Raw genomic sequence first — 23,393 nt, forward strand, 5'->3', positions numbered from 1 at the left:
CAAAGCCAGCCACTTCCTCGCCTTCCTCACCCTCGGAGCCGCCCTGACCTGCTACAAGAAACTCCGAAAACTCACCACATGAGACGCGCTCTAAGGTGCTGTGCCGGGTCCTTCACCTGTACGGTGCAGCTCCCACACGTAGCCCCACAGGTACGACGTCGCATACGACCGATACGGCCGCCATGGCCCACTGCGTTGCTCCGCGGCCTTCAGCGTGATCCGCCTGTCCAGTCGATCGAATGTCGTGATCGCCGAGCGCACAGCGAGGTCTCCGGCCGGAAAGATGTCCGGTCGGCGCAGGTACCGCATCATGAACATCTGCGCGGTCGAAGGACCGATACCCGCCACGGCCACGAGTTTGGTTTGAATTTCGGCATCCGACATCGCCGCGAGCTTGTCCGGATCCAGCAGGCCGTCATCGGCACGTTCGGCAACCTCGCGGATTGCCCTGGCTTTCTGGTGGGACAAGCCGGCTCCGCGCAGAGTCCGTTCGTCGGCCGTGACGACCCGTTCCGTGGTGATGGCGCCGCCCAGTTGCGTGACAAGCCGGTTGTAGATCGCCAAGGCGGTTGCCGTGCTGAGCTGCCGCGAGGCGATCGCGAACGACAACCATTCGAGCGGACCGTGGACCTCGACCGGAAGGTGTGACTCGTAGGCGTCGATCGGTCCTGTCGACCGCACCCACAGGGCGAGCGAGTCGCCGCGCGAGCCCAAGTACTCGTATGCGGCGCGCTGTTCCTTGGTTGCGCGCTTCCCCATGCGAGTCATGGTCACGTCACCAGGGTCCCAAATATGGCCGATATAGTCCAGGAACAGGTCACGTCGATCCAGACGGACACCCCGGAACGCGCACTCATCTCGCGTATCTCTTCAGCCGATCCGTGATGGTATCCGCCGCTGATCGGCCACACGAGTGGACTATATGGTTCTCTTCGGTGCATGATGGATACGCGGGGTAGCCGTCCTCTGGCACCTCGCGACACCGGCCGGGCTCGGCGCCATGTCGTCGAGTTGTCGTGTCAAGACACCAACTACTGTGGAGTGATCACCATGTCGGCACGTGCAGCCCTGATCACCGGCGGCACCAGCGGGATCGGGAAGGCGACCGCGCAGGTTCTGCACCGCCGTGGCTATCGCGTCGCGGTCACCGGACAACGTCCGGAAAGCGTCGCCCGGGCGCGCGAGGAGCTCCCCGAAGACGTCCTGGTCTTGCAAGCCGACGCGCGCTCGCTCGCGGACACCGACAAGGTCGTGTCCGAAGTCGGCGAACGATTCGGGAGTCTGACCACGCTGTACCTGAACGCCGGCGTCAGCCGGCCGGTGACCCTGGACGTCTGCGACGAAGCGGCCTTCGACGAGGTGTTCGCCGTCAACACCAAAGGGCAGTTCTTCACCCTGGTCAAGGCACTGCCGCTGCTGACCGACGGCGCTTCTGTCATTGTCACAGTGGGAATCGGAGCGACGCGAAGCCTGACCGGCAACAGCATCGCGGCCGGGTCGCACGGCGCGTTGCTGGCCATGATCCCGACGCTGGCCTTGGCGCTCGCCCCGCGCCGCATCCGGGTCAACGCCGTGAGCCCGGGATTCACCGACACCCCCATGACGCGGACCGCGCTCGGCACGGGATCTGACGACGTCCCCGCGACGATGGCGGAGATGGCGGAGAAGAACCCGTTCGGTCGCCTGGGCACGCCTGAGGACATCGCCGGGACCGCCGCGTTCCTGGCTTCGGACGGGGCCGCCTACATCACCGGGCAGGAGATCGTGGTGTCCGGCGGCGCCGGGTTGGCCATCTGACCGAGCGCACGAGAGGACGAACCTTCAACGGCCGGCAGGGGTTCCGCATCCTGCCGGCCGTTCATCACTGCAGCTGACTGACGAGTTTGTCGGCGGCGAGGGTGAGGGCTTCGGTGTAGCTGGGGAACTGGACGATGGCGTCGGCGAGATCGTCGATGGTGAGGTGGTGCCGGATGGCGAAGGCGGCGGTGTTGATCCACTCGCCGGCCAGCGGAGCGACGGCCCAGGCACCGACGAGTGTGCGCCGCCGGCGGTCCGCGATCAGTGTGAAGGTGCCGTAGGGGTCCGTCTCGTAGGTGTAGGGGCGCGCGATGTCGTCGGCCAGCTGCAGGGTGGAGGCCACGATGTCGATCCCCTGGCCGCGGGCCAACGCGGGGGTGAGGCCCACGGCGGCGATCTCGGGCTGGGTGAAGACCATGCGGGGGACCGCGGTGTAGTTGGCCACGCGCGGGCGGCCCAAAATGTTGTCGGCCACCACGCGGCCCTGGTAGGTGGCCACGTGGGTGAACAGTGCGACTCCGGTCACGTCTCCGACGGCCCACAGCCCGTCGCCGGCCCGGCAGTTTTCGTCTACTTCGATGTGCCCCCGCGACCCGGGCCGCACGCCGACGGCCTCCAGGTTCAGGGAGGCGGTGCAGGGAGTGCGACCGGTGGCGTTGACGAGGACATCCGTGTCCACAGTGGTGCCGTCATCCAGCTCGACGACGATCTCTTCGCCACGCCGGCCGGAAGCGCGCCGGACGGTGTGCGCTCGGACGCCGGGCCGCACGTCGATTCCGTCCGCAGTCAACAGCTCGGCGATCAAGTCGCCCAGTGCTGGATCTTCGCGGTCCAGCAAGCGTGCGCCACGCTGCACGATGGTGACCTGGCTGCCCATGCGAGTCAGGAAATGGCCGAGTTCGATGCCGGTGGCGCCGCCGCCGAGGAAGGTCACCCGTTCCGGGATCCGGGTGAGGGTGGTTGTCTGGCGGTTGGTCCACACCGGCACATCGGCCAGACCGGCGATCGACAGGTGGCTCGGAGCCGCGCCAGTGGCGATGACGACGTGGTCGGCGGTCAGCGTGCGGCCCTGGACCTCGACCTGCCCGGGCCCGGCCAGGCGCGCGGTCGCCTTGATCACGGTGGCCCCGAGCTTGCGCAAACTGTCGACCTGGCCGGAGTCGTCGAGGTGCCGGACCATGAAGTCGCGGTAGTCACGCAACGTCGTCCACTCCAGACCCGGCCGCGTGAGCCCGGCGGTGCGCTCGGCTTCGACGCGAGCTTCGGTGGAACGCAGCAGGGTCTTGGACGGGATGCAGGCCCAGTAGGCACATTCCCCGCCGATCAGCTCCTTTTCGATGACCGCGACCCGTTTTCCGCTGGCCACGAGCCGGTAAGCGGCGGCTTCACCGCCGGTGCCCATGCCGATCACGATCGCGTCGAAGTGTTCACTCATCAAGACCACCATCCGATGGGTCTGTCCTGTCATTCCGGTCGTGGTCGAGGTCGGCTCCCCCGTCGCACGGACCAGGCCCGAAAAGACTCGCGCTGCGGCGAACGCGCGATTCTCCGACGAACGGGAAACCGTCAACGCGGCGAGGTTCGGTCCGGAGAAGTCCGGTCGGGCAGCGCCGCGGGTTCACCGCCGTCGAGGAAAGCGTCGCGAGGGTGCTGCACCGACGCCAGCGAGAGGATGTCCCGGCCGAACAACCCGGCGGTCAGCCAGATCACGAGCACTCGGACCTTGCGTTCCCAGCTGGGCACGGCCAGCACGTGATAGCCACGATGCATCAGCCAGGCGAGGGGTCCCTTGATCACGAGTCGCCGATACTGGAAGATCCCGTGACCGATGCCGAGCTCCGCGATGGAGCCGAGGCTGTGGTGACGGTAGTTCTTCGGCTTTCCGCCGCGCATGGTCGCGACGATGTTGCGGGCGAGCAGCTTGCCCTGGCGCACGGCGTGTTGGGCGTTGGGCACCGTGCGGGTGCCAGGGATCGGCGAGGTGAGATCTTCGATCGCGGCGTCGTCGCCGGCGGCCCATGCGTCGGGTACTGGTTCGGCCTCGGTACCGACCCGCAGGTCCGGCCGGGCGACGACGAATCCGCGCTCGTCCACCGGGAGGTCGGTGTGCTTTTCCACAACCGGGTTCGCCGCGTTGCCGGCCGTCCACACGATGAGCTCCGAATCGAACTCCTCGCCGGTGGAGAGCAGCACGTGCCCACCGGTCATCGACCTGATCTGCGTGTCCAGGTGCACCTGCGCACCACGTCGTCGCAGAAAACGCACGACCCACCGTCCTGGCGCCTCGGTGACCTCGGGCAAGATCCGGCCCGACGCTTCGACGAGGTGGAACCGAAGCTCGTCGCGATGCAGTTCGGGATAGCGCTTCAGCAGCGCGGTCGCGAGCGACAGCAACTCGGCGAAGCCCTCGACGCCGGAGAACCCACCCCCGACGAAAGTGGCGGTGAGCAGCTTCTGCCGGTACGGTCCCGGCGGCAGCGCGGCCGCTCGGTCGAACGACGTCAGCAGCCGGTCGCGGATCGCGACCGCTTCCTCCACGTGCTTGAGGCCGATGGCCTGTTCGGTGATGCCCGGCACCGGGAACTTGCGGGTGACCGCGCCGGCGGTGACCACGACGACGTCGTAACCCTGTTCCAACGGGTCCCCGCCGGCACGCCGGATCGTCACCGAACGGCGTTTGTGGTCGATCGCGTCGACCATCCCGGTGATGATCCGTGTGCGGTGGAGGTGGCGGCGCAGCGACACCGCGGCGTGCCGCGCCTCGATCGACCCGGCCACCACCTCGGGCAAGAACGGCTGATAGGTCATGTACGGCCGCGGGTCGACCACCGTCACTTCGGCCTCGTCCCGGCGCAGCTTCTTTTCGAGTTTCCATGCGGCGTAGAAGCCCGCGTATCCGCCGCCGACGATCAAAATCTTGCGCATGAGGCCTCTGTTTCTCAAGTCCGCGGCCGAAGATGCCCTAGTCGAACTCGCTGCCCGGCACGGAATCGAGCCATCGCACCCGGGCCGGGCATCGTGCGCACACCGCTCTGTCCGGGCTCTCAATCGTGTAGCCCGATCCTCTGCGCCGTGCCGGCGACAGTTCTTACCCTGGGTCTTGGATCTTCCAGCCGCCCTGCGGCGGCACCGCCTGCGACACCTCCCACAGCAGAGCCGCGGCATAGGTGCGGAACGGCGCCCACTGCCGGCCGAACCCTTCGTCGGCGCTGCCACACGCCCAGATCCGCCGGACAACCCGGGCGAGCACCGGGTCGTCGACCGGCAGCACGTCCGGCCGGTGCAGGCGGCGGATCAGGAACAGGTCCGTCACATCACGGGGAATCCCGTACCGCGCAAAAATCTGCCGGACTTGGCTGTCGTTGCGCCCGACGAGGAGGTCCAGGTCGATGTCGCCGGCCAGTTGTGCCTGCGAAAGCCGCACCAGCCGGTCGGCGTCCGCCCGCGGCACACCCAGTGCGGTCAGCCGGGCGGCACCGAGGTCGGCGACCATCGCCGGAGACGGGTGGCCGCCCGACGCACGGCAGATCTGCGTGTACACCGTGGAAGTCGACGGCGCGCGGAACTGCCTCGCACCGAAGTAGCGAACCAGCGCCGGGAAATGGCCGCCGAGACCGGCTTCCTCCCGGCGGCTGAACGGCTCCGGCCGGCCGAACCGGCGAACAAGGCAGCGCATGACCGGGTCGCGCCCCACCAGGTGGTCATAAGCGAGTTCCGACTCCGTGACAGCGGCACCGACCAAGACAGGAATATCCCGCGCGTGCAAACCGATCTTCATCGGGCGCCTCCTGCTCACTGTTCAGTCCGTAGCCGGCGGACGTGGCGTTGTCCCACACCTGGGCATGCCGAGCTCTGCGTTCCAGTCAGCCGCACGAGCGCGCAGAACGGACCGTACCGTCCCCGTGCCGCGCGGAACCCGTGTGTCACGCGAGGCGCGGAGGGCTCAGCCAGGTCCACATAGGACACCAGTACGCCGGCGTCGACACCGCGCGCCCGGTTCCGCGCACGCCGGATCCGGCGCCGCGCTGATCAACCCGTCGTCGCCGGGCTGGCTCCGAACGGTGTCCAGAAGCTCCAACCACGCCCGGATGAACATCTCGAACCCGTCATCCTCGGCAGCACGGTGCGCGGCGTCGGTCACGGGCTCCTCCCCCGTGTCGCCGCAGCCACCGATCGCGGCCGTTTCTCGGCCGGTGAAACTGTCGGTCATAGCTCCCCGTCGCATGCCGCGAGTCGATGCTCGTTGATCCGCAGGAATCAGCGGCAGCAGCTCAGGCGCGGCGGCCGTAGATCTGAGGATCCACGGGCCGCTCGGACTTCGGAAGCCCGCCGACCACGAGACGGTAGGAATCGATCACGAGCTCCTTCACCAGCTTCGCGCCGATGGTGCCCCCGCCTTCCATCGTGATCCAGTGCTTCTTGTTCATGTGGTAGCCGAGGGTGATGTCCGCGTGCCGCTCACGCAGCGCGGTGGCGTTGTCCGGATCTGCTTTCACGACCACCACCGGGTGCCCCGGCAGGTCGGTCATGAGCATGAAGACCTTGCCGCGCACCTTGTAGAGGTCCCAATCGGGGCCGAAACGGTGCTCGAGGTCGGCGCCGGGCAGTGCCACACCGCAGTCACCCGCGATCTTCTGCAGCTTGTCGCCGTCCAAGGTGACCAACTCCTCTGTCGATTCGGCTTCGATCGCCAAGTACTCAGCTACCGCGACAGCGGAGGTTCTTACGGCGGAGGCCGTCAACCGGGCAGCACCGCGAACTAGATCGGCCCGAGTCGGAGGGGGCGGATGCGCTCACCTGCGACTCGGGCGCCGGGGTGGTGTCCGAGTCACTCCGTCACGACGGTGACCGCCTTGGTCTGGGTGCAGGACAGCGACTCGCACTGACTCTTCACGGCCGTTCGCGAGATTCTCCGTCCGTTCCTGGACGAGCTGAACCGCGACCTCTCCACCTTCACGCGGAACTGGACGACCGGCTCAGCTCGCAGAAGCTGGAGTTCGGCAACGTGACCTACCGCAACGAAGCCGACTTCCGGTACACGATGCAGCTGGCTGAGGTTCTGACGTCCTTGCCGGCCGGCGCGGTCGACGGCGCCGGGCTGGAGGACATCTCAGTTTCGTTCGGTGACCTCTACGAACGCCTCTACGGCAAGGGATCGGGGTTCGCCGAAGGCGGTTTGCAGCTGGTCACGCGGTGTTCGGGATGAACTACACGGCCACCGCCGGCCCGTCTTACGGTTCGGCCAGCCGGCTGCTGCTCCACGAATCGGTTGCCGATCAGGTCATCGACGCGGTCGTCAACCAGGTCCGGTCGATTCGCACCGGCCACCCTGGCGGGTGTCTCGCGCGACAACGCGGCGGCGGTGGCCGAAATCTTCGGCCCGGTCCTGACGGTGCTGACCTTTCGAGACGAAACCGAGGCCGTCGCCATCGCCAACAGCAGCGAACACGGACTGACCGCGGGTATCTTCACCAGTGACGTCACCCGTGCTCATCGGATCGCCCGTGAGCTGGAGGCCGGTTACGTGTGGATCAACGGAAGCTCGCGGCACTACTGGGGCCTCCCGTTCGACGGGGCCAAGGAATCCGGCGTCGATGGCGCTGAAAAACAGCAGGTTGAACCCTCATCACCTGGACTATATAGTCCGGGGTTTACCGGCAGGCTGCGCCGCACAAGCAAAGACAGAGCAGGTGAACGGCGGATCGAGGACTGACAGTGGCTACCGCCACTGACCAGCGACAGGGCTGCGAGCAGGACGGTACTGCCCGACCTCTCGGGTTGTACCGCCGCTCACGTCGCGTGGAAGCGGACCTGGCCGAGGGCCATGTCGAGCGAGGCGCGCAATTGATCGGCATCCTGAGTGGTCTGCGCCAGCAGATACCCTCCTTGCAGGGCAGCGATGACGCCGATGGCAAGGACATCCGGCGCCACATTGGAATCGAGATCCCCCGCGGCCTGGATGCGCGACAAGGCCGAGGTGAGCAAGCCCTGCCACCGGGAAAACGCTGTGGCGAGCGCGAGCCGGCCACGATCGTGGCGGTGAGCGAGGTGGTAGATGAGCGAGCCGAGAGGGCAACCGCCTTGCGCCGCGCACGAATCGAGCAGTCGCGACTGCCACTGTTCGAGGTCCGTGAGGCGTTCGACTGCGTTCAGGCTGGGTCGCTGCGCCCGCAAGACGACCTCGAGCTGGGCCTCGACGATCGCCTCCACGATCCCGCCGGAGTCGGGAAACAGCTGGTTGAGCTCAGCCTGAGTCACGCGAGCGGCAGCATGAACACGCGCCGCGGTGAGCGAGCAAACGCCTTCGCGCAGCAGGAGCGTGGTCGCCGCTGCCACGACGCGCGCACGGGGTCCCGGCTCGGATTTGTCGCGACTCGGGCAGGGCCTGTCATACCAGTCGGCCGTCATGGTGGCAACAGTAGCCGCACTCCTTCCAGCGGGGGACTTCCCCCTGAGCAATCAGGGTCCATATGGTCCACTTCTTATCCGCTGAGGGCAAGACAGTAGATTCGAACTCAACCTCGGCGGCGCGGACCGGCCCACCGCTGCCGAGGTTGAGTTCCCCATAATGGACTTTTCAGTTCACAAAACGTGGACGTGATCACCGCGCACAGCAGAGAAGAGGTTCCGGATGAAGGCGATTGTGGTGACGGACGAGGCCGCGGGAAGGGCCGGGATGACGCTGGCGGAGCGGCCCGACCCCGACGTGGCGATGCTCGCCGACCTCGCCGGGGCGAACTACGGCGATGTCGTCGTCGAGGTTCACGCCTCAGGCTTCACCTGGGATGAGCTGTCGTGGCCCTCGACCTGGGTCGATCGCCGTGGCCGGGACCGGACGCCGTCGATCCCCGGACACGAGGTAGCCGGCGTGGTCACCGCCCTCAGCTACGGCGCCGCGGGATTGTCGGTCGGTCAACGGGTGTTCGGTCTCACGGACTGGACCCGCGACGGCACGCTGGCGGAGTACGCGGTCGTTGAAGCGCGCAATCTCGCGCCGCTGCCGGGCGACGTCGACTTCACGACCGGCGCGGGCCTTGTCATGGCGGGCCTCACCGCGTGGCAGGGGTTGTTCGTGCACGGCCGGCTCGAGGCGGGACAGCGGATCCTCGTACACGGCGCAGCCGGAACGGTCGGGTCGATGGCGACGCAACTCGCGCGTGAGGCCGGTGCTTACGTGGTGGGCACGGGGCGTGCGGCCGATCGTGCGACGGCCCACGATTTCGGGGTGCAGGAGTTCGTCGATCTGGAGAACGACGCGTTGGAGGACGTCGGCGGTGTGGATCTGGTGTTCGATGTTTTCGGTGGTGACATCGGGTCGCGGTCGGCGGGTTTGGTTCGGGCCGGTGGGACGCTGGTGACGATCGCCGGCCCGCCGGAGTCCCGGCCCGCCGAGGGCCTGGCGGTCGACTTCGTCGTCGAGGCCGACCGTGCTCAGCTGGGTGAAATCGCGCAGCGGGTGCGCGACGGCCGGGTGCGCACGAACATCGGCACCGTGGCGAGCCTCGACGACGCCGTGGCCGCGTTCAACCCGACCGAGCGGAAAAAGGGCAAGACGATCATCCGCGTTCGCCCGTAACAAGCGCGGACGAAATCGGTTCCGACTTCCCGGTCGGCACCGTCAGCGATGCGACCTCGACGGTATGGCCCCAGCGTTCCGCAGGACGTCCCGGCGACGGCTCGTGGTGAGACTCGCGGATCCGCCGAGCTTCACCACGAGCCCTGGCGTGCCCCGCTGCCCGCGAGCGCACCACTGAGTGCGGCCTTGAGCTTCCTTCTCGACGCGATGCCGAGCTTCCCGAAGATCTTGCCCATGTGCCACTCGACCGTGCGGGCGCTGAGGAACAGCTGCGCGGCGATTTCGGAATTGGTGCACCCTTCGGCCGCCAGCCGCGCGATGGTGACTTCCCGGCCGCTCAGCTGTTCCGCCGGCGACGCCACCCGCGCTTCCACGATGGCGCCGGCAGCGGCGGTGGGCAAGGCCTGCCTCAGCTGGTCGGCTGCTTCGTCACGCCGGCGTTCCCGTTCGGATCGGTGGGCGAAGAGCGACCGATGTCGCGACGCATCGAACGCAGCTTCGCCGCTCGGGTGTCCGTACTACCGGCCTTCCGGCGCGTGCGCGCCGACGGGTTCGCCGAACGCACGCGCCGCGAACGAATTCCGGCGAACGTGGGCGCGTTTGCCGAGCGCGGCAATTCCCGCAGCGCCAACGGGTTGCCCCGCGCCTGCGCGAGGATGCGCTCGCGCACCCGCTCGTCCATCGGACCGGGCACCGTCGCTGCCAACAGTGCCCGCGCATCCCGGTCGGCGAGCCCGGTGAGCGCCAGGCCGGGCAGTCGCACGAGGCCCGCCATGTCCCGATTCTGCCCGTCACGGATGGCGAAGATCATCGCCACCGGATCGACCCGCAGTCGGCGTGCGAGGATCGACAGCGTCCGTATCGAGGCGCTGTCGAGCCACTGTGCGTCGTCGACCACACACACCAGCGGCTGCTCCGCAACGACCTCTGCCAAAAACGTCAGCACAGCCAGGCCCACCACGAACAAGTCCGGCGGGTTCCCCTTCGTCAGACCGTACACAGTGGTCAGGGCCGCGCGTTGCGGAGCCGGCAGGTGATCGAGCCGTCCAGATGCGGCGCACACACCTGGTGCAGCCCGGAGAAGGCGAACTCTGCCTCCGATTCGGCCCGGGCCACGTGGATGACCTGCAGATCGGCGACCACCGCGACCGCGTGATCCAGCAACGTGGACTTGCCGACCCCCGCCTCGCCGCAAACCACGAGCACGGCGCTGCGTCCCCGCCTGACTTCGCCGAGGATCTCGCCGATCACCTCGAGCTCGCGACGCCGGCCGAACAGCGTCGGAGCCGGGTCGTCGCCGCTCACCGCGTCTCCCCAACGTCTGCTTCGACTCAGCATTTCGGTGTAGTCACGCACTCCGGTAGATATCGGTGCACAACCACGCCTCGTCAGCGATCGCTACGCCACGGCCCCTGGCACCGTGACGTGTCGGCAACGGCCGGCTCAGCTGGTCGGACCCCACCGGCTGATGCGGATTCGCTGGACGTCGACTCCGACCTCGAGAAGCAGCTTGGTGGCTCCGTCGCAAAAGCCCGCCGAGCCGCACACATACACCTCGCGGTCGGACTCCACGAGAGGGCGCACGTCCTCGGCCGTGAGGCGACCCACGGGACGGGCGCTGCCCGCGGGCGCGTCGCGGGTGTAGACGACCGTGGTCTCCGGACCGGAGATCTCGTCCGCGTAGTACAGATCGGCGGGCGATCGGACGGACACGACAAGCCGCATCAGGTCGGGGCGGTTCGCACGTCGCGCAAGCCGCAACATGGACATGAGCGGGACCACACCCGAGCCCCCGGCGAGGCCCAGGATCGGCGTGGCACCGTCCCACGAGAAGAACCTGCCGACCGGACCGCGGACCTCCAGCACGTCCCCGACTTCGACGACGTTGTGCAGAAATCCCGATACCTCACCGTCGGGCAGCATCTCGACCGTGAGCTCGATGTCGTCCCCACCGGGCGAGCTCGCCACGGAGTAATCGCGCTGGGCGTGGTAGCCGTCCGGCGCGGTCAGCCGGACGACGTAGAACTGGCCGGGCCGGTGTGTCCGCGGTTCGGTGAGCCGCAACCGGAAGGTCTTCGCGTGGGAAGTCTCCGGACCGATGGCGGCCACCACGGCGGTCTGCCAGGACGAACGGGAGGCCATCAGTCCCCCTGGTAACGCTGCTCGAGCCACGGGTCACCGTGGTCGTGGTAGCCGTTTCGTTCCCAGAAGCCCTGCTCGTCCTCGGCCATGAACTTCAGTCCCGACACCCATTTGGCGCTCTTCCAGAAGTACAGGTGCGGCACGAGGAGCCGGGCCGGGCCACCGTGGATGTCGTCCAGTGGCGCGCCGTTGACGTCCCACACCACCCAGGCTCGACCGTCGACGACGTCCTCGATCGGCAGATTGGTGGTGTACCCGGTGTGCGAGCGCGCCATCACGTACGCCGCGTCGTCACGCACCCCGGTGATTTCGAGCAGGGTGTCGATGGAGACCCCGTCGAAGGTCATCCCGAACTTGGACCACGTCGTGACGCAGTGGATGGCGCCTTCGTACCGGTCCGGTTCGAGTGCGTGGATCTCGTCCCAGGTCCAGCTGGTCGGTGTGTCGACGAGGCCGTCGATCGTGAAAGTCCAGTTCGCGGTGTCGATCGACGGAGTCGCCTCCGCGTGCAGCACCGGCCATTCGTCACCCGCGTCGTATTGACCGGGTGGCAGCCGAGGGTCTCGGCTGGAGGGTTGACGCCCGACGAAGCCTCTCGTCGCTACCATGTCTGTCCACCTTTCTCATTCGTTCAGTGCCGGAGAGCTCCGGCACTCATTCCGGGACGATGTGAATGGCCGCTTCTTCGGCGGACGCCGCGGCGCCGTCCACCCCCACGTCGGAGGCGAAGAGGTAGGGATACACCTCGTCGGCGTCCGGGTCTTCGACCAGCCGGCCCGCGCGCGCCTCTCCGACCTGGTCGTCGTACAGCTCCCCGTCCGTGTCGGACGCGTCCCCGAGCCCGTCACCCTCATCCGCGACGGGAAAGACATCCGGCACTTCACGCCGGAGCCGCTTGCCGAGCTCCTCGTGGCCCGCGGCCTCCCGTGCCGTGAGCCCCCAGTCGAAGACCGCGGAGGGCCGTTCCGGCGGCGTGTACCCCTCGTCCAGGACGTCGGACACACCACGGTCCACGAGGCTGTCCTCGGGATCCAGAACACCGTCATCCAGGTCGACACCACCGTCGTACTCGTCAGTGTCGTCGCTCATGGAGTTCTCCCATCCGATCACCCGCGCTGGTCGCGCGGCCCTCACTGAGGCGGACTATATAGTCCATATTGGCGAAAAGGCCAACCTACCGTTGTGGGTTGTCCGACAGCGTGTGGCCGCGTCAACCACGGCGGTCAGCAGATGAAGTCGTTGTCCACCAGGTAGGCGCGAATGTTGCGCCGGGCGTCGAACATCGCCTTGTAGATGGCGTTGCGGTTGGTTTCCAGTTTTGCGGCGAGGGCGTCCATCGGGATGTTGTCGATGGCCACGGCGACAAAGACGCGGCGTTGGCGTTCGGTCAGTGCGTTCTCGATGGCATGGGCGAGGGCGGCCCGGAGTTCGACGGCCTGCACCTGGTGGGGCGGTTCGTCACCGACGGCGGCCCGGGCGCGCTCGGCCTCGTAGTGGTCGAGAGACACTCGGTGATCCCGCCAGAAGTGCCGGCCGACTTTCGTCGAGACCTCGAGGATGACGAATTTGAAGGCCCAGGTCTTGAATTGCGCGTCGCCGCGGAACTCACCGATCTTGCGGGTGATCCGCATGAGGGCGTCAGCCGCGGCCTGGTGGGCCAGGTCTTCGAGTTCGGGGCCGGTGAGCCGGAGGACCGGCGACCTGCGCACGGTCTCCCTCCTGGCGATCTTGATGAGCATCGCGTGCAGCCGGCGACAGGCGTCTTCGAATGCCGGGCTTCCAGGACTCAACTCCCGGACCCAGACGGCGGACGCGGGATCGAAGCTCCGTCCATCGACCAGGACTCGCTCGTCGACCTCCGAGGTGGTCACGTGAACCGGGGTTTCAGTCCGGTGTCAGCGGTGTATGTCGTCTGCACATGGAATACGGCCGGCGTCATGCCGCCCCACCCCCTCTCTCATGACCGTCATCAGCATCTGCAAAACCCCTGCCACGCCGTCGCCGCTACTTGTCGACAGCACCGAAACCGACTCGCACACCACGCACGGAGAGTCGGGAGACCGAGCCCTGGGCCTCGGTGTTCGAACAGCTTGGCGCGATGCCGTCAAACCGGGCCGACGCCATGAGCGTTCGGGCAGCTCGTGTTTCGAGGCGCAGCAAGGGCCGCTCCACCTACCCGCGAGCTGTCGGGACTGTCGCTACCTTCATAGCAAAACAGGACCATTAAGTCCAGAAGATCTCCGACCCCGTGCCGAATGTCCATTGAGAACCGCGCGTTGGGCCTCACGCCGTTCGAAGCGACGACTGGCTGTCGGTGTCCCAGCGACGCGGGACACCGCGGACACGGCGCCGTCGGGCTTCGCGCTTCGTGAGGATGCCGGCGGCGGCGAGCGCGCGGAGCACCGACGAACGGCCGGCGTTGAGCCGGAACCGGTACCGGGATTCCGGGGTTCCCGCCGTGTCGAAATGTCCCCGAAGGAGTTGCGTCGCCGCCGTGCCGAGTCCGGTGCAGTCGGTCAGGTCGACGGTGACGATCCCGCGGCACAACGCGGTCGCGACGTCGAGCTCCGCGCAGAGTGCCTCGACGGCCGCTCGTTCGATCACGCCGCCTCTGACGAAGAGGGTTATCGAGCCGTCGGAGACCACGGTCCTCAGAAGCTCCTTCGGATGATGAACCGCGATCGCGTGCCCCGTCATCAGTGAAGGCTTCTCCAATACCGTTCCCTCCGGAATGCTGCGCTGGCTTGCGAACACGAGGTCCCTCCCTCTGGGTCGTCACCTGTTGGCGGCGACCCCTGATCTCCCCTTACCGCGGCCCTGGGATCACGTCCGGTCGAACGCCCCGCAAGGAGACCGGCCACCCGAGTCGGGGGCGGTCTCACGGCGGCCGACCCCATGGGGTTCGGCCGCGAAACCGGTTCGGAGCCACGCGCGTAGTGGCAGCCACTCTCTTGGGTCCATCCGTGGGGGTAAGACGCGGCCGATCGCTGCCTCGAACACTGCATGAGCTCACTGACCACGCCGACCATGGGGACGGGCGTGCTTGCGAAGCGTCTAGGACAGGCCGCGGACAACGCAGATCAGCGGTACAAGCTCGCCAAGGGCCTGCGGCACCAGATGAACAAGGTGTTCCCGACCCATTGGTCCTACCTGATCGGCGAAGTCTCGCTGTACAGCTTCCTCGTCGTGATCGCGACAGGCGTGTACCTGACGCTGTTCTTCGATCCCTCGATGCAGGAAGTCACCTACCACGGCAGCTTCCAGAACCTGCAGGGCGTCGAGATGTCGCAGGCCTTCAAGACGACCCTGGACCTCTCGTTCGACGTGCGTGGCGGGCTGTTCGTGCGGCAGCTGCACCACTGGGGGGCGCTGATCTTCATCGCCGCGACGCTCCTGCACATGCTGCGGATCTTCTTCACCGGCGCGTTCCGCAAGCCGCGTGAGGCGAACTGGGTGATCGGCGTGATCCTGCTCCTGGTCAGCATGTTCGAGGGGTTCTTCGGTTACTCGCTGCCGGACGACCTGCTTTCGGGCACAGGTGTCCGCGCGACCTTGTCGGGCATCGTCTTGTCGGTGCCGGTCATCGGCACCTGGATCCACTGGGCGCTGTTCGGCGGCGAGTTCCCGGGCGACCAGATCATCCCGCGCCTCTACACACTGCACATCCTCGTGCTGCCGGGGGTCCTGTTCGCCCTGATCGGCGTGCACCTGGTGCTGGTGTGGTTCCAGAAGCACACACAGTTCCCGGGGGTCCGGGCGAAGGAAGACAACGTCGTCGGCATCCGGATCGTGCCCGAGTTCGCGCTTCACGGCGGGTCGCTCGCCGTGCTCACCACGGGTGTCATCGCGTTGATGGCCGGTCTTTTCCAGATCAACCCAGTGTGGAACTACGGGCCGTACAACCCGTCGATGGTGTCGGCCGGTTCGCAGCCGGACTGGTACATGGCCTGGGCCGACGGCATGCTGCGCATCTGGCCCGCGTGGGAGGTCTACCTCGGGAACTACACGATCCCGGCGGTGTTCTTCTCCGGCGCGATGGGCATGGGGCTGCTGATCAGCATGCTGACCCTCTACCCCTGGATCGAGAGCAAGCTGACGAAGGACAAGGTGCAACACCACAACCTGCTTCAGCGCCCGCGCGACGCACCGGTCCGCACCGCGCTGGGCATGATGGCGCTCGGGTTCTTTCTCGTCATCGAGCTGTCGGGCTTCAACGACATCATCGCCGACCAGTTCGACATCTCGCTGAACGCCAGCACGTGGGCCGGCCGAATCGGCGTGCTGATCGTGCCGCCGATCGCGTACTACCTCACCTACCGGATCTGCCTGGGTCTGCAGCGGGCCGACCGCGAGGTGCTGGAGCACGGCGTGGAGACGGGCATCATCAAGCGCCTGCCGACCGGCGGGTTCATCGAGGTCCACCAGCCGCTGGGCGGCGTGGACAGCCACGGCCACGCGATCCCGCTCGAGTACCAGGGCGCCGCGGTGCCGAAGAAGATGAACAAGCTCGGCGCCGCGGGGCGCGCCGTCCCCGGCTCGCTCTGGACGCCGGACCCGCCCGAAGAGACCGCCGCCCTGGATCGGGCCGCCGAACAGGAGAAAACGACGTGACCGAAGGCGACGACAATGACCGGCTTCGCGCCCTCACCGAGGCCGGCGTGTCGATCTGGCTGGACGAGCTCTCCCGCGACATCCTGGAGAACGGCGAATTCGAACGCCTGGTGCGAAGCAGTTCAGTGGTGGGCGTCACCACGAACCCGACGATCTTCGCCAACGCCATCGCCCGCAGCAGCCGCTACGGCCCACAGCTGAAACGCCTGGCCAGGAACGGAATCGACGTAACAGAGTCCGTCCGGGCGTTGACGATCTGGGACGTTCAGCAAGCGGCGGACGTACTCCGTCCGATCTGGGAGAAGACCGACGGCGTTGATGGCAGGGTGTCGCTCGAGGTGAGTCCCGAGCTCGCCGACGACACCGACGCGACCATCGCGGACGCGATCCAGCTGTGGGAGCTCGTCGACCGGCCCAACCTCATGGTGAAGATCCCCGCCACCCGAGCGGGCGTCCGAGCTGTTTCCGGTGCCTTGGCGGCAGGCGTCAATGTGAATGTCACTCTGGTCTTCTCGCCGCAGCGGTGTGCTGAGGTCGGTGAGGCATTCGTCGACGGGCTCGAGCGAGCTCGTGAGAATGGCCACGACCTCGCGGCAGCCCACTCGGTCTCTTCGCTGTTCGTGTCCAGGGTGGATACCGAAGTGGACAGACGGCTCGACGTCATGGGCGTCCCCGAAATGCGCGGCCGGGCTGCCCTGGCCAACGCGCGGCTCGCTCATGAAGCCCTGGCTGCGGTGTGGGAATCCCCACGGTGGCAGAGCCTTGCCGCCGACGGAGCACGCCCCCAGCGGTTGCTGTGGGCTTCGACCGGTGTCAAGGATCCGTCCTTTCCCGACACCAAGTATGTGACCGGCCTCGTCACGCAGGGCACCGTGTCCACGATGCCGTCCACGACCCTCTCGGCGTTCGCCGATCACGGCGAGCTTGCCGGAGGCCGAGTCGTCGGGCTCGGCAAAGAGGCGGCGGCCGACCTCGCCACCATCGCCGCCGCCGGCATCGATCTCGACGACGTGTACCACACACTCGAGAGAGAGGGTGTCGCCAAGTTCGCGGCCAGCTGGCGAGCCCTCCACGCGTCAGCAAGTGCGTTCCTCGGCTGAGGGCCACCGTTCTCGCTCACACCCACACTGTCTCGAAGGGAATCTCATGCCTCGATCGCTGGAGTCGCTCAGCCCGGCCGATGGCGAGCAGGTGGCCAACCAGAATCTGGTGGCCGCACTGACTGCCGGACGGATCGTCTACGACGACGGTGCCGAACAGGTCTTCGACCACGACGGTGCGACCACGTACACCGACCGGGGCCACCCGACACGCGGAGAGTGGTACATCGACGCCGACGGCCGTTTCGCCTCCTTCTGGCCGCCCACCTACCGTGCCTCGTACGACCTTCACTGGGTTGTCGAGGCCGGCTCGATCGTCGGCCTGAGCTTCACGCATTGCGGAGACGGCGCACAGTTCACTGGGCGATACGTCTGAACCAGCCTATCGTCATGATCTCAACCGCCGAGCACCAGCGCGCGGAAAGCAATCCAAGTTGCCGTCTGCGCGCTGGTGTTCATCGTGCTGCCCGGTTCCCTGCCCACCACGATCTACGGGTGTCGCTCACACGGGATTTCCACGGGTGCATTCATGGTGGCGGGTGTAGTTCACTTCAGTCCTCGACAACGAGAGGTGTGCGCAATGGTGAAAGCCGTCATCGGGGGAACCGTGATCGCCGAGGCCGAACGGAACGACCTGATCTCCCTTGAAGGAAACCTCTACTTCCCCCCTGCGGCGATCCGGCAGGGAAGCCTCCAACCGAGCTCGACTCAGTACACCTGTCCGTGGAAGGGCGCGGCCCGCTACTACGACGTCATCACCGACGGATCACAGGCCCACGACGCGGCCTGGTGCTACCCCCACCCACACCAGTCCGCCGTCGACCGCGTCGGTACGGATTTCTCCGGCTACGTGGCGTTCGACTCGCGAGAGGCGGACATCCTTGACTGATCCGACCCTCGCCGCAATCCGTCTTCGAAACACCTGGCTGCAGCTGAACAACCTGACCGATTGGCAGGCCACCGCGGCCTGCCGATCGGAAGATCCCGAGGTGTTCTTCCCCTCCCCCACCGCGACACCGCAAGTCCAGCACGCCAAGGCCATCTGCGCAGCGTGCCCGGTCCGATTGAAATGCCTGTGCCTCGCCCTCGGCAACGGGCTCGACCACGGCATCTTCGGCGGGTTCACCGAACAGGAACGCAACAGTCTCCTCCGGCGCACTGCCGCCATTACAGCGAACAAGTCCCTGGCGGCGCGAGCCACTTCCTCGTGCATCGCCGGCCGTCGGGGCGACGGCCCCGCCATCCCTGAACTCGCGTCACGGACCCGGTCAGCCGGCAGCGACGTTGTGGTTCAGCCGAAACAGGTTGGTCGGATCGTAGGCCTTCTTGACCTAGACCAAGCGCGTGTAGCGCTCAGTGCCCAACACTCGTTCCACCTCGACCGGCCGAGTCGCTTCCTCCGCCGACGGGAAGTTGGTCATCCTGCGCTCGGCGGACAAGGGGACCAGCGCTTCGGTCACTGCGACGAGGCTCCTGCGCATCAACTGCTCGGGCTCGCCAGGTGTCCAGTCTCGACGTTGGCCAGGGGTGAACGAGACTCGGGGCCGAGTGCCCCGATGAAGGCGTCCGCAGCTTCCGCCGGGAACTCCCACAGGGAGGTCGTCCTCTCCCAGCACGGCATCGGGTCTTCGGGGTCATCGTGGATCCGGCCGGAGGCTGTGCAGGGCAGATCCGCCATCGCGCCGACGACGGCGAGGGCGACGGCACGCATCGCGGCCAGCAGGCGCTCAGCCTCCGGCTCGAGACCGAGGTGGCAACCGTTGCACAGCGATCGACGAGGTCGCTTCTTCCGGCAGGCCGACGACCCATGCTCACCAGGCGTGCAAGACTTCGGTCAGGTGGGCGCCCGCGAAATACAGGCCACTGTAGATCGGGCTTTGCCCTCCCCCGAGGACGAACCCGGTCACCCCGCCGCCAGAGCGGCCCGAGAGGTTGTAGGGCTGGTATTCAACCACGTAGTCGGGCTGCCCGGCATCGAGAACCGGACCGGCAACCTCTTGGCGGAGGACGCTCACGTCCTCGAGTCGAACTAGTTTCGGACACCGATTCTCCGCTCGGAAATCAGCAGGTAACTGAACGCGTATACATTGCGTCGGCGAAGTAATCGGTGGCGACACCGTCGCGGGCCTACCCGGATATTCGGCCGATCGACAGAATCGACGTGCGGCGGCGGAACGCGAGTACGCCCAGCAGGACAGTGGCTGCGGCGGCAACCAAGTGGAGCGTCACGGAGGCTTCGAAGACCCGCGCCAAGACGGGTACGCCCGAACGCAGCGCAATCCGGATATTGCCGGGCCCACCGAGCACGAAATGCCACAGGACACCCAAGATGAGCGCACCGGCGGCCGAGACGATGACGAGGGCTGCCCCGTCTCGCGCGGCAAACCGGAGGTGACGCGCGATACCGATCGCGGTGCCGATGATGCCGAACACGACGAGGAACAACGGCTCCAGGAGAGGCACGCCTCCGGCGAGCAACCCCAGCAGTACGAAGTCCATCAGCACGAGCGCCGCCTGCACAGCGGCCACGGCCGCCATGGCCCGGTCGTCTCTCGCGACCAGCCGTGGCAGGCGAAGCACCGCCTTGCCGTTGACTGCGTCAGTCACAGGTTCTCCTCCAAGAGTTCGGACGGTGAGGGATCGAGACGATTGAAACAACTTTTGTGCCGGCAGCTATCGGGACAGCGGGTGCGGCAACGAACGGGCGACCAGAGGGTGCCGGTCGCAGGGGGTGTGGTTGCGGAACACCGCGGCGGCAATCGCGCCGGCGACAAACAGCGCCGCAGCGCAGATCACACAAGCCAGGCGATAGCCGGGCTGGAACGCCTCGGATTGCGCGTACGAAGCGCCGGTGAGACCGACGAGCGGCGGAAGCGCCGCGATCCACAGCAAGGCGGAACCGCGCGCGACAGCGTTGTTGACCGCGGACGCGACGCCGACGTGGCCGCCCGGTAGCGACGACAGCGCGACGGACGTCAGAGGTGCCACCATCGTGGCGGTTCCGAGGCCGAACAGGCACTCGAGCGGGATCACCCAACTCCAGTAACCCGTCTCGGGTTCGATCTGCAAGGCCATCAGCGCCGCTACGCCGCACAACACGGGACCGACGGTCAGTTGCCAACCGGGACCGACCCGCGCAGCGAGTTTACCGCTGGAGGGAGACAGTGCGAGGCTGATGATCGTGATCGGCACAAAAGCGCTGCCGGCCTCGGCCGGGCTGTACCCGGCGACAGTCTCCAGGGCGATCGTGAAGATCAGCGAGAACACGCCGAACGCACCGTAGACGATGAACGTGATCACGTTGATCGAGACGAACGATCTGGACTTCCTCAGCAGCTTCGGCAACATCGGCGATGTGGTTCGCCGTTCGTAGCACACGAACCCGATCCCCGCCGCGACAGCCAGCAGCGCACTCGCCAGCGCCCCCGGCCCGCCCGGGTTCGCCGGTATCGCGGTCAACGCGTAGGTCGCCGCGGCTAGGGTCACGAGGGCCAGCGCCGAGCCACCCCAGTCCATGCCGGACGACTCGTCGTCGCGGGTCTCCGGAATGTGGCGCACGGTCACCACCACCACGACGACCGCCACGGGCACGTTGATCAGGAAGATCCACCGCCACGAACCCAGCGACAGCAGCCATCCGCCGACGAACGGGGCGAGAACTCCCGCGATGCCGGCGAACCCGGACCAGGTTCCGATCGCCCGCGGGCGATCACCAGGTGCGATCGTCGACTGCAGGATGGCCATGCTCGCCGGTGCCATCAACGCTCCACCGATGCCCTGCAGGATTCGCGCACCAATGAGCGTCCCCACGTCGGGGACGGCCGCGCACAGGACCGAGGCGAACGTGAACCCGGCGACGCCGACGAGGAAGATCCGCTTGCGGCCGTACCGGTCTCCGAGTCCGCCCGCCAGCAGGATGAGCGAGGCGAGGCTGAGGGTGTAGCCGGTCACGGTCCACTGAAGGGACGCGAAGCTCGCACCCAAGTTCCGGCCGATGTCGGGGAGAGCGACTGCCACGACGCTCGAGTCGATACCCGCGATACTCGCGCCGAGGACCGTCGCAACCAGGATTCGTCGACCCTGCGCAGACCGAACCGGAAAGCTCACCGGTGGCGGTAGAGCGACGTCTGAACCGCGCACGGTGGGCAACCTCCTTGTCCTGACAGCCAGAATTTCCGAACCAGTTCACCCAGTGCCTTTTCCGGAAGAGATCCCGCTTACGACCTGGCCGCCAGCCGGTCGAGATCATCGACTTCGTGTGCCGTCAGGGAAATGTCGACTGCAGACACGTTGTCGTTCAGGTGCTGGATGCTCAGCGTGCCGGGAGTAGGGAGGATCGCGGGTGAGCGATTCAAGAGCCAGGCCAGAGCGAGCTGCGCCGGCGAGACATCTCGCCGTCGCGCCATCTCCGCCAACGGCCCATCCTCACTGGCCAGCGTGCCGGTCGCCAGCGGAAGCCACGGGACGAACCCGATGCTCGCCGTTTCCGCGTAGTCGAGCAACGGCTCGGCCGCGCGATCGATGAGGTTGTATTCAGCTTGGACCGTGGCGATCTCCGCAAACTTCCTTGCTTCTTTCAGCTCCGCCAGTGTCACCTCCGCCAGCCCGATCTGTCCGATCTTTCCTTCACGCTGCATTTCCGTGAGCAGCCCGAGTTGGTCGGCAATCGGAGCTTGCGTGCTGAACCCGTGCAGCTGGAACAACGGAACGCGATCGAGCTTCAGGTACCACAGCCGAGTCTCGATCTGCTTACGAAGGAACGAGGGCCGAGGTACCGGTTCCCACTGCCCGTTGGGCGATCGAAGAAGTCCGCCTTTGATCATCAGCAGCAAGTCTTCCGGGAACGGGCTGAGTGCCCGCACAATGAGTTCCTCGTAGTCGAAGGGTCCCGACGATTCGGCGATGTCGATGAGATTCACCCCGAGATCGACCGCTGCTCGGAGCACTCGTGCCGCTTCAGTGGCGTCGTTGGGATGACTCCAGACACCGGACTCACTTATCTGAGCGGTCCCGAGACCGAGCCGGGTGATCGCGTGTCCTCCGATCGTGAAGGTACCGCATCGATCAGGAAGGGTTCCAGGCATGGTCTCGTCTCTTTCACTGTCTTGTGGATTTGTGCCGGCATGAATTGGTCAGATGTCCGTGAGCTCACCCGGCTGCTCTCCTTCCGGCGGTGCCACCCCCGCCGGCACGTCGAGGTCGTAACGCCGCAACCGGAACACGTCGAGCCTCGTGTCGTAGTACTTGTCGGTTTGGCCGACCCACTCCATCCCCATCCGCCGCGCGGCGGCCGCGGCGCGTTGGTTCGCCGGGCGCGACACAGCGAAGATCTCGTCCGTACCGGCAGCGAAGGCATAGTGAGCGACCGCGTCACCGACTTCACCGGCATAACCGTTCCCCCACCAGCCACGAGCGATCTGGACACCGATCTCGAAATCGATGCCGTCCGGCGGCAAGGGCAGCAACGAGACCGCACCCACGACGCGTCCGCTCGCGAGATCGGTGACCTTCCACCGACCGACCGGAGGCTCGGTTCCCAAGCCATCCGTGACCCAACCGGCAACCAGATCCTGCATGGCGGAGATGTCCACGACTCGATCCATGGCCGGCGCCAGCCACCGAGAAACCCCTTCATCGCCGAAGATGCCGAGAGCCGCTTCGACGTCGGGCATCGCCCACGGAGCAAGATCCAGCCGGGTGGTCCGGATCAATTCTCCGTCGATGTCGACCGAATGCGACCTCGGAATCAACTCTGCACTCCTCTTCCTCAGCGATTTCCCCGGTTCCGGGGCAGTTCGGGCTTCCGTTGATCAGTGTTCGCGTGGCCCGCGATCCGGCACGGCCGCCCGGCCGGGGAATCGGGTGTCGACAAGCTCTTTGTATTCGGGGTGGTCGGCAATGTAGTCGGCCACGAAGGTGCAATAATTCGTGAGCTTCAGATCTCGGGCTCGCAGGTCGTCCAAAGCGTGTTTCACCAGCCGCGTCGCGACACCTTGACCACGATGTCCAGGATCGACGATCGTGTGGCTGAACGTCACTCGCCGGTCACCGCGCGGGGCGTGGTAGACGATCATGCCGACGACCTGCCCGTCGACCACGGCCTCATACGATCCGCTGTCGACGTTGCGCTGTACATCCATCTCCGAACTCACTTCTATTCTCCTGAT

The 23,393-nt window shown here is 66.6% G+C and carries 29 protein-coding genes and 2 pseudogenes; 9 read left to right on the plus strand and 22 right to left on the minus strand.

Annotated elements, in window-relative coordinates; genetic code table 11:
* Positions 1 to 90 precede the first annotated feature (90 nt).
* Positions 91 to 759 carry a hypothetical protein gene (locus AB0F91_RS41675; protein ID WP_360607110.1) on the minus strand — a complete coding sequence of 223 codons (669 nt, stop codon included), beginning with the start codon at positions 757 to 759 and terminating at the stop codon, positions 91 to 93.
* Between the two features lie 291 nt (positions 760 to 1,050).
* Here AB0F91_RS41675 and AB0F91_RS41680 point away from each other — a divergent pair, with 291 nt between their 5' ends.
* The gene (locus tag AB0F91_RS41680) at positions 1,051 to 1,797 is read left to right on the plus strand and encodes an SDR family oxidoreductase (protein WP_360607112.1); all 747 of its coding nucleotides are present in this window, start codon (positions 1,051 to 1,053) and stop codon (positions 1,795 to 1,797) included.
* Positions 1,798 to 1,861: 64 nt separating this feature from the next.
* On the opposite strand, the gene AB0F91_RS41685 is transcribed toward AB0F91_RS41680, so the two are convergent.
* From AB0F91_RS41685 to AB0F91_RS41700, 4 genes are all read right to left on the minus strand, one after another.
* Positions 1,862 to 3,232 (minus strand): NAD(P)/FAD-dependent oxidoreductase, encoded by a 1,371-nt coding sequence (locus tag AB0F91_RS41685; protein ID WP_360607114.1) that lies wholly within the window; start codon positions 3,230 to 3,232, stop codon positions 1,862 to 1,864.
* 131 nt (positions 3,233 to 3,363) lie between these two features.
* Complete coding sequence (locus AB0F91_RS41690; RefSeq protein ID WP_360607116.1) at positions 3,364 to 4,722, minus strand: FAD-dependent oxidoreductase; 1,359 nt, start codon at positions 4,720 to 4,722, stop codon at positions 3,364 to 3,366.
* Between the two features lie 163 nt (positions 4,723 to 4,885).
* A complete protein-coding gene (locus AB0F91_RS41695; protein WP_360607118.1) occupies positions 4,886 to 5,575 on the minus strand; it encodes a hypothetical protein in 690 nt (229 codons plus the stop codon).
* Positions 5,576 to 6,068: 493 nt separating this feature from the next.
* Positions 6,069 to 6,452, minus strand: a complete 384-nt coding sequence (locus tag AB0F91_RS41700) for an MmcQ/YjbR family DNA-binding protein (protein WP_360607120.1) — start codon at positions 6,450 to 6,452, stop codon at positions 6,069 to 6,071.
* Positions 6,453 to 6,802: 350 nt separating this feature from the next.
* On the opposite strand from AB0F91_RS41700, the gene AB0F91_RS41705 reads away from it, so the two are divergent.
* Complete coding sequence (locus AB0F91_RS41705; protein WP_360607122.1) at positions 6,803 to 7,003, plus strand: hypothetical protein; 201 nt, start codon at positions 6,803 to 6,805, stop codon at positions 7,001 to 7,003.
* A gap of 156 nt (positions 7,004 to 7,159) precedes the next feature.
* Positions 7,160 to 7,510: an aldehyde dehydrogenase family protein gene (locus tag AB0F91_RS41710; protein ID WP_360607124.1), complete on the plus strand. Its 351-nt coding sequence runs from the start codon at positions 7,160 to 7,162 to the stop codon at positions 7,508 to 7,510.
* A gap of 77 nt (positions 7,511 to 7,587) precedes the next feature.
* Here AB0F91_RS41710 and AB0F91_RS41715 read toward each other — a convergent pair whose 3' ends face one another.
* A complete protein-coding gene (locus AB0F91_RS41715; RefSeq protein ID WP_360607126.1) occupies positions 7,588 to 8,205 on the minus strand; it encodes a TetR family transcriptional regulator C-terminal domain-containing protein in 618 nt (205 codons plus the stop codon).
* 223 nt (positions 8,206 to 8,428) lie between these two features.
* Here AB0F91_RS41715 and AB0F91_RS41720 point away from each other — a divergent pair, with 223 nt between their 5' ends.
* A complete protein-coding gene (locus tag AB0F91_RS41720) occupies positions 8,429 to 9,373 on the plus strand; it encodes an NADP-dependent oxidoreductase (RefSeq protein ID WP_360607128.1) in 945 nt (314 codons plus the stop codon).
* Positions 9,374 to 9,504: 131 nt separating this feature from the next.
* Here AB0F91_RS41720 and AB0F91_RS41725 read toward each other — a convergent pair whose 3' ends face one another.
* The 8 genes from AB0F91_RS41725 to AB0F91_RS41760 form a co-directional block, all read right to left on the minus strand.
* Positions 9,505 to 9,774, minus strand: a complete 270-nt coding sequence (locus tag AB0F91_RS41725) for a helix-turn-helix transcriptional regulator (RefSeq protein ID WP_360607130.1) — start codon at positions 9,772 to 9,774, stop codon at positions 9,505 to 9,507.
* A gap of 8 nt (positions 9,775 to 9,782) precedes the next feature.
* A complete protein-coding gene (locus AB0F91_RS41730; protein WP_360607132.1) occupies positions 9,783 to 10,340 on the minus strand; it encodes a hypothetical protein in 558 nt (185 codons plus the stop codon).
* Between the two features lie 38 nt (positions 10,341 to 10,378).
* On the minus strand, positions 10,379 to 10,678 hold the full coding sequence (locus tag AB0F91_RS41735; RefSeq protein WP_360607134.1) for an AAA family ATPase: 300 nt from the start codon (positions 10,676 to 10,678) through the stop codon (positions 10,379 to 10,381).
* Between the two features lie 138 nt (positions 10,679 to 10,816).
* The gene (locus AB0F91_RS41740) at positions 10,817 to 11,515 is read right to left on the minus strand and encodes an FAD-binding oxidoreductase (RefSeq protein ID WP_360607136.1); all 699 of its coding nucleotides are present in this window, start codon (positions 11,513 to 11,515) and stop codon (positions 10,817 to 10,819) included.
* A complete protein-coding gene (locus AB0F91_RS41745; RefSeq protein WP_360607138.1) occupies positions 11,515 to 12,123 on the minus strand; it encodes a sulfite oxidase-like oxidoreductase in 609 nt (202 codons plus the stop codon). Before AB0F91_RS41745 ends, AB0F91_RS41740 begins: the two co-directional genes overlap by 1 nt.
* Positions 12,124 to 12,169: 46 nt before the next feature.
* Positions 12,170 to 12,604, minus strand: coding sequence for a DUF5709 domain-containing protein (locus AB0F91_RS41750; protein WP_220242465.1), 435 nt, complete (start codon positions 12,602 to 12,604; stop codon positions 12,170 to 12,172).
* Positions 12,605 to 12,738: 134 nt separating this feature from the next.
* Entirely contained in the window at positions 12,739 to 13,386 is a 648-nt protein-coding gene (locus AB0F91_RS41755; protein WP_360607140.1) for a sigma-70 family RNA polymerase sigma factor, read from the minus strand.
* 412 nt (positions 13,387 to 13,798) lie between these two features.
* Positions 13,799 to 14,119, minus strand: a complete 321-nt coding sequence (locus AB0F91_RS41760) for a hypothetical protein (RefSeq protein ID WP_360607142.1) — start codon at positions 14,117 to 14,119, stop codon at positions 13,799 to 13,801.
* 399 nt (positions 14,120 to 14,518) lie between these two features.
* Between AB0F91_RS41760 and AB0F91_RS41765 the strand changes: the two genes are divergently transcribed.
* The 5 genes and pseudogenes from AB0F91_RS41765 to AB0F91_RS41785 form a co-directional block, all read left to right on the plus strand.
* Positions 14,519 to 16,126: a cytochrome bc complex cytochrome b subunit gene (locus tag AB0F91_RS41765; RefSeq protein ID WP_360607144.1), complete on the plus strand. Its 1,608-nt coding sequence runs from the start codon at positions 14,519 to 14,521 to the stop codon at positions 16,124 to 16,126.
* Positions 16,123 to 17,226 (plus strand): transaldolase, encoded by a 1,104-nt coding sequence (gene tal, locus AB0F91_RS41770; RefSeq protein WP_360607148.1) that lies wholly within the window; start codon positions 16,123 to 16,125, stop codon positions 17,224 to 17,226. Before AB0F91_RS41765 ends, tal begins: the two co-directional genes overlap by 4 nt.
* Positions 17,227 to 17,272: 46 nt before the next feature.
* Complete coding sequence (locus AB0F91_RS41775) at positions 17,273 to 17,602, plus strand: hypothetical protein (protein ID WP_360607150.1); 330 nt, start codon at positions 17,273 to 17,275, stop codon at positions 17,600 to 17,602.
* Between the two features lie 204 nt (positions 17,603 to 17,806).
* Positions 17,807 to 18,115, plus strand: coding sequence for a DUF427 domain-containing protein (locus AB0F91_RS41780; RefSeq protein WP_360607152.1), 309 nt, complete (start codon positions 17,807 to 17,809; stop codon positions 18,113 to 18,115).
* Positions 18,116 to 18,152: 37 nt separating this feature from the next.
* Positions 18,153 to 18,383: pseudogene (locus AB0F91_RS41785) on the plus strand (WhiB family transcriptional regulator); the annotation flags it as partial.
* Positions 18,384 to 18,494: 111 nt separating this feature from the next.
* Here AB0F91_RS41785 and AB0F91_RS41790 read toward each other — a convergent pair.
* The 8 genes and pseudogenes from AB0F91_RS41790 to AB0F91_RS41825 all read right to left on the minus strand — a co-directional run.
* Positions 18,495 to 18,557 (minus strand): annotated as a pseudogene (locus tag AB0F91_RS41790) (BBE domain-containing protein); the annotation flags it as partial.
* Between the two features lie 149 nt (positions 18,558 to 18,706).
* Positions 18,707 to 18,937 (minus strand): hypothetical protein, encoded by a 231-nt coding sequence (locus AB0F91_RS41795; RefSeq protein WP_360607220.1) that lies wholly within the window; start codon positions 18,935 to 18,937, stop codon positions 18,707 to 18,709.
* A gap of 100 nt (positions 18,938 to 19,037) precedes the next feature.
* Complete coding sequence (locus AB0F91_RS41800; RefSeq protein WP_360607222.1) at positions 19,038 to 19,241, minus strand: hypothetical protein; 204 nt, start codon at positions 19,239 to 19,241, stop codon at positions 19,038 to 19,040.
* 112 nt (positions 19,242 to 19,353) lie between these two features.
* Positions 19,354 to 19,833 carry a hypothetical protein gene (locus AB0F91_RS41805; RefSeq protein WP_360607154.1) on the minus strand — a complete coding sequence of 160 codons (480 nt, stop codon included), beginning with the start codon at positions 19,831 to 19,833 and terminating at the stop codon, positions 19,354 to 19,356.
* A 66-nt stretch (positions 19,834 to 19,899) separates the two neighbouring features.
* Complete coding sequence (locus tag AB0F91_RS41810; RefSeq protein WP_360607156.1) at positions 19,900 to 21,366, minus strand: MFS transporter; 1,467 nt, start codon at positions 21,364 to 21,366, stop codon at positions 19,900 to 19,902.
* Between the two features lie 77 nt (positions 21,367 to 21,443).
* Complete coding sequence (locus AB0F91_RS41815) at positions 21,444 to 22,310, minus strand: aldo/keto reductase (RefSeq protein WP_360607158.1); 867 nt, start codon at positions 22,308 to 22,310, stop codon at positions 21,444 to 21,446.
* Positions 22,311 to 22,358: 48 nt separating this feature from the next.
* Positions 22,359 to 22,976, minus strand: a complete 618-nt coding sequence (locus AB0F91_RS41820) for a GNAT family N-acetyltransferase (RefSeq protein WP_360607160.1) — start codon at positions 22,974 to 22,976, stop codon at positions 22,359 to 22,361.
* Positions 22,977 to 23,036: 60 nt separating this feature from the next.
* The gene (locus tag AB0F91_RS41825; RefSeq protein WP_360607162.1) at positions 23,037 to 23,378 is read right to left on the minus strand and encodes a GNAT family N-acetyltransferase; all 342 of its coding nucleotides are present in this window, start codon (positions 23,376 to 23,378) and stop codon (positions 23,037 to 23,039) included.
* Positions 23,379 to 23,393 lie beyond the last annotated feature (15 nt).

This window comes from Amycolatopsis sp. NPDC023774 (genome assembly GCF_040639695.1).
In the GTDB taxonomy this organism is placed as follows: Bacteria; Actinomycetota; Actinomycetes; order Mycobacteriales; family Pseudonocardiaceae; genus Amycolatopsis.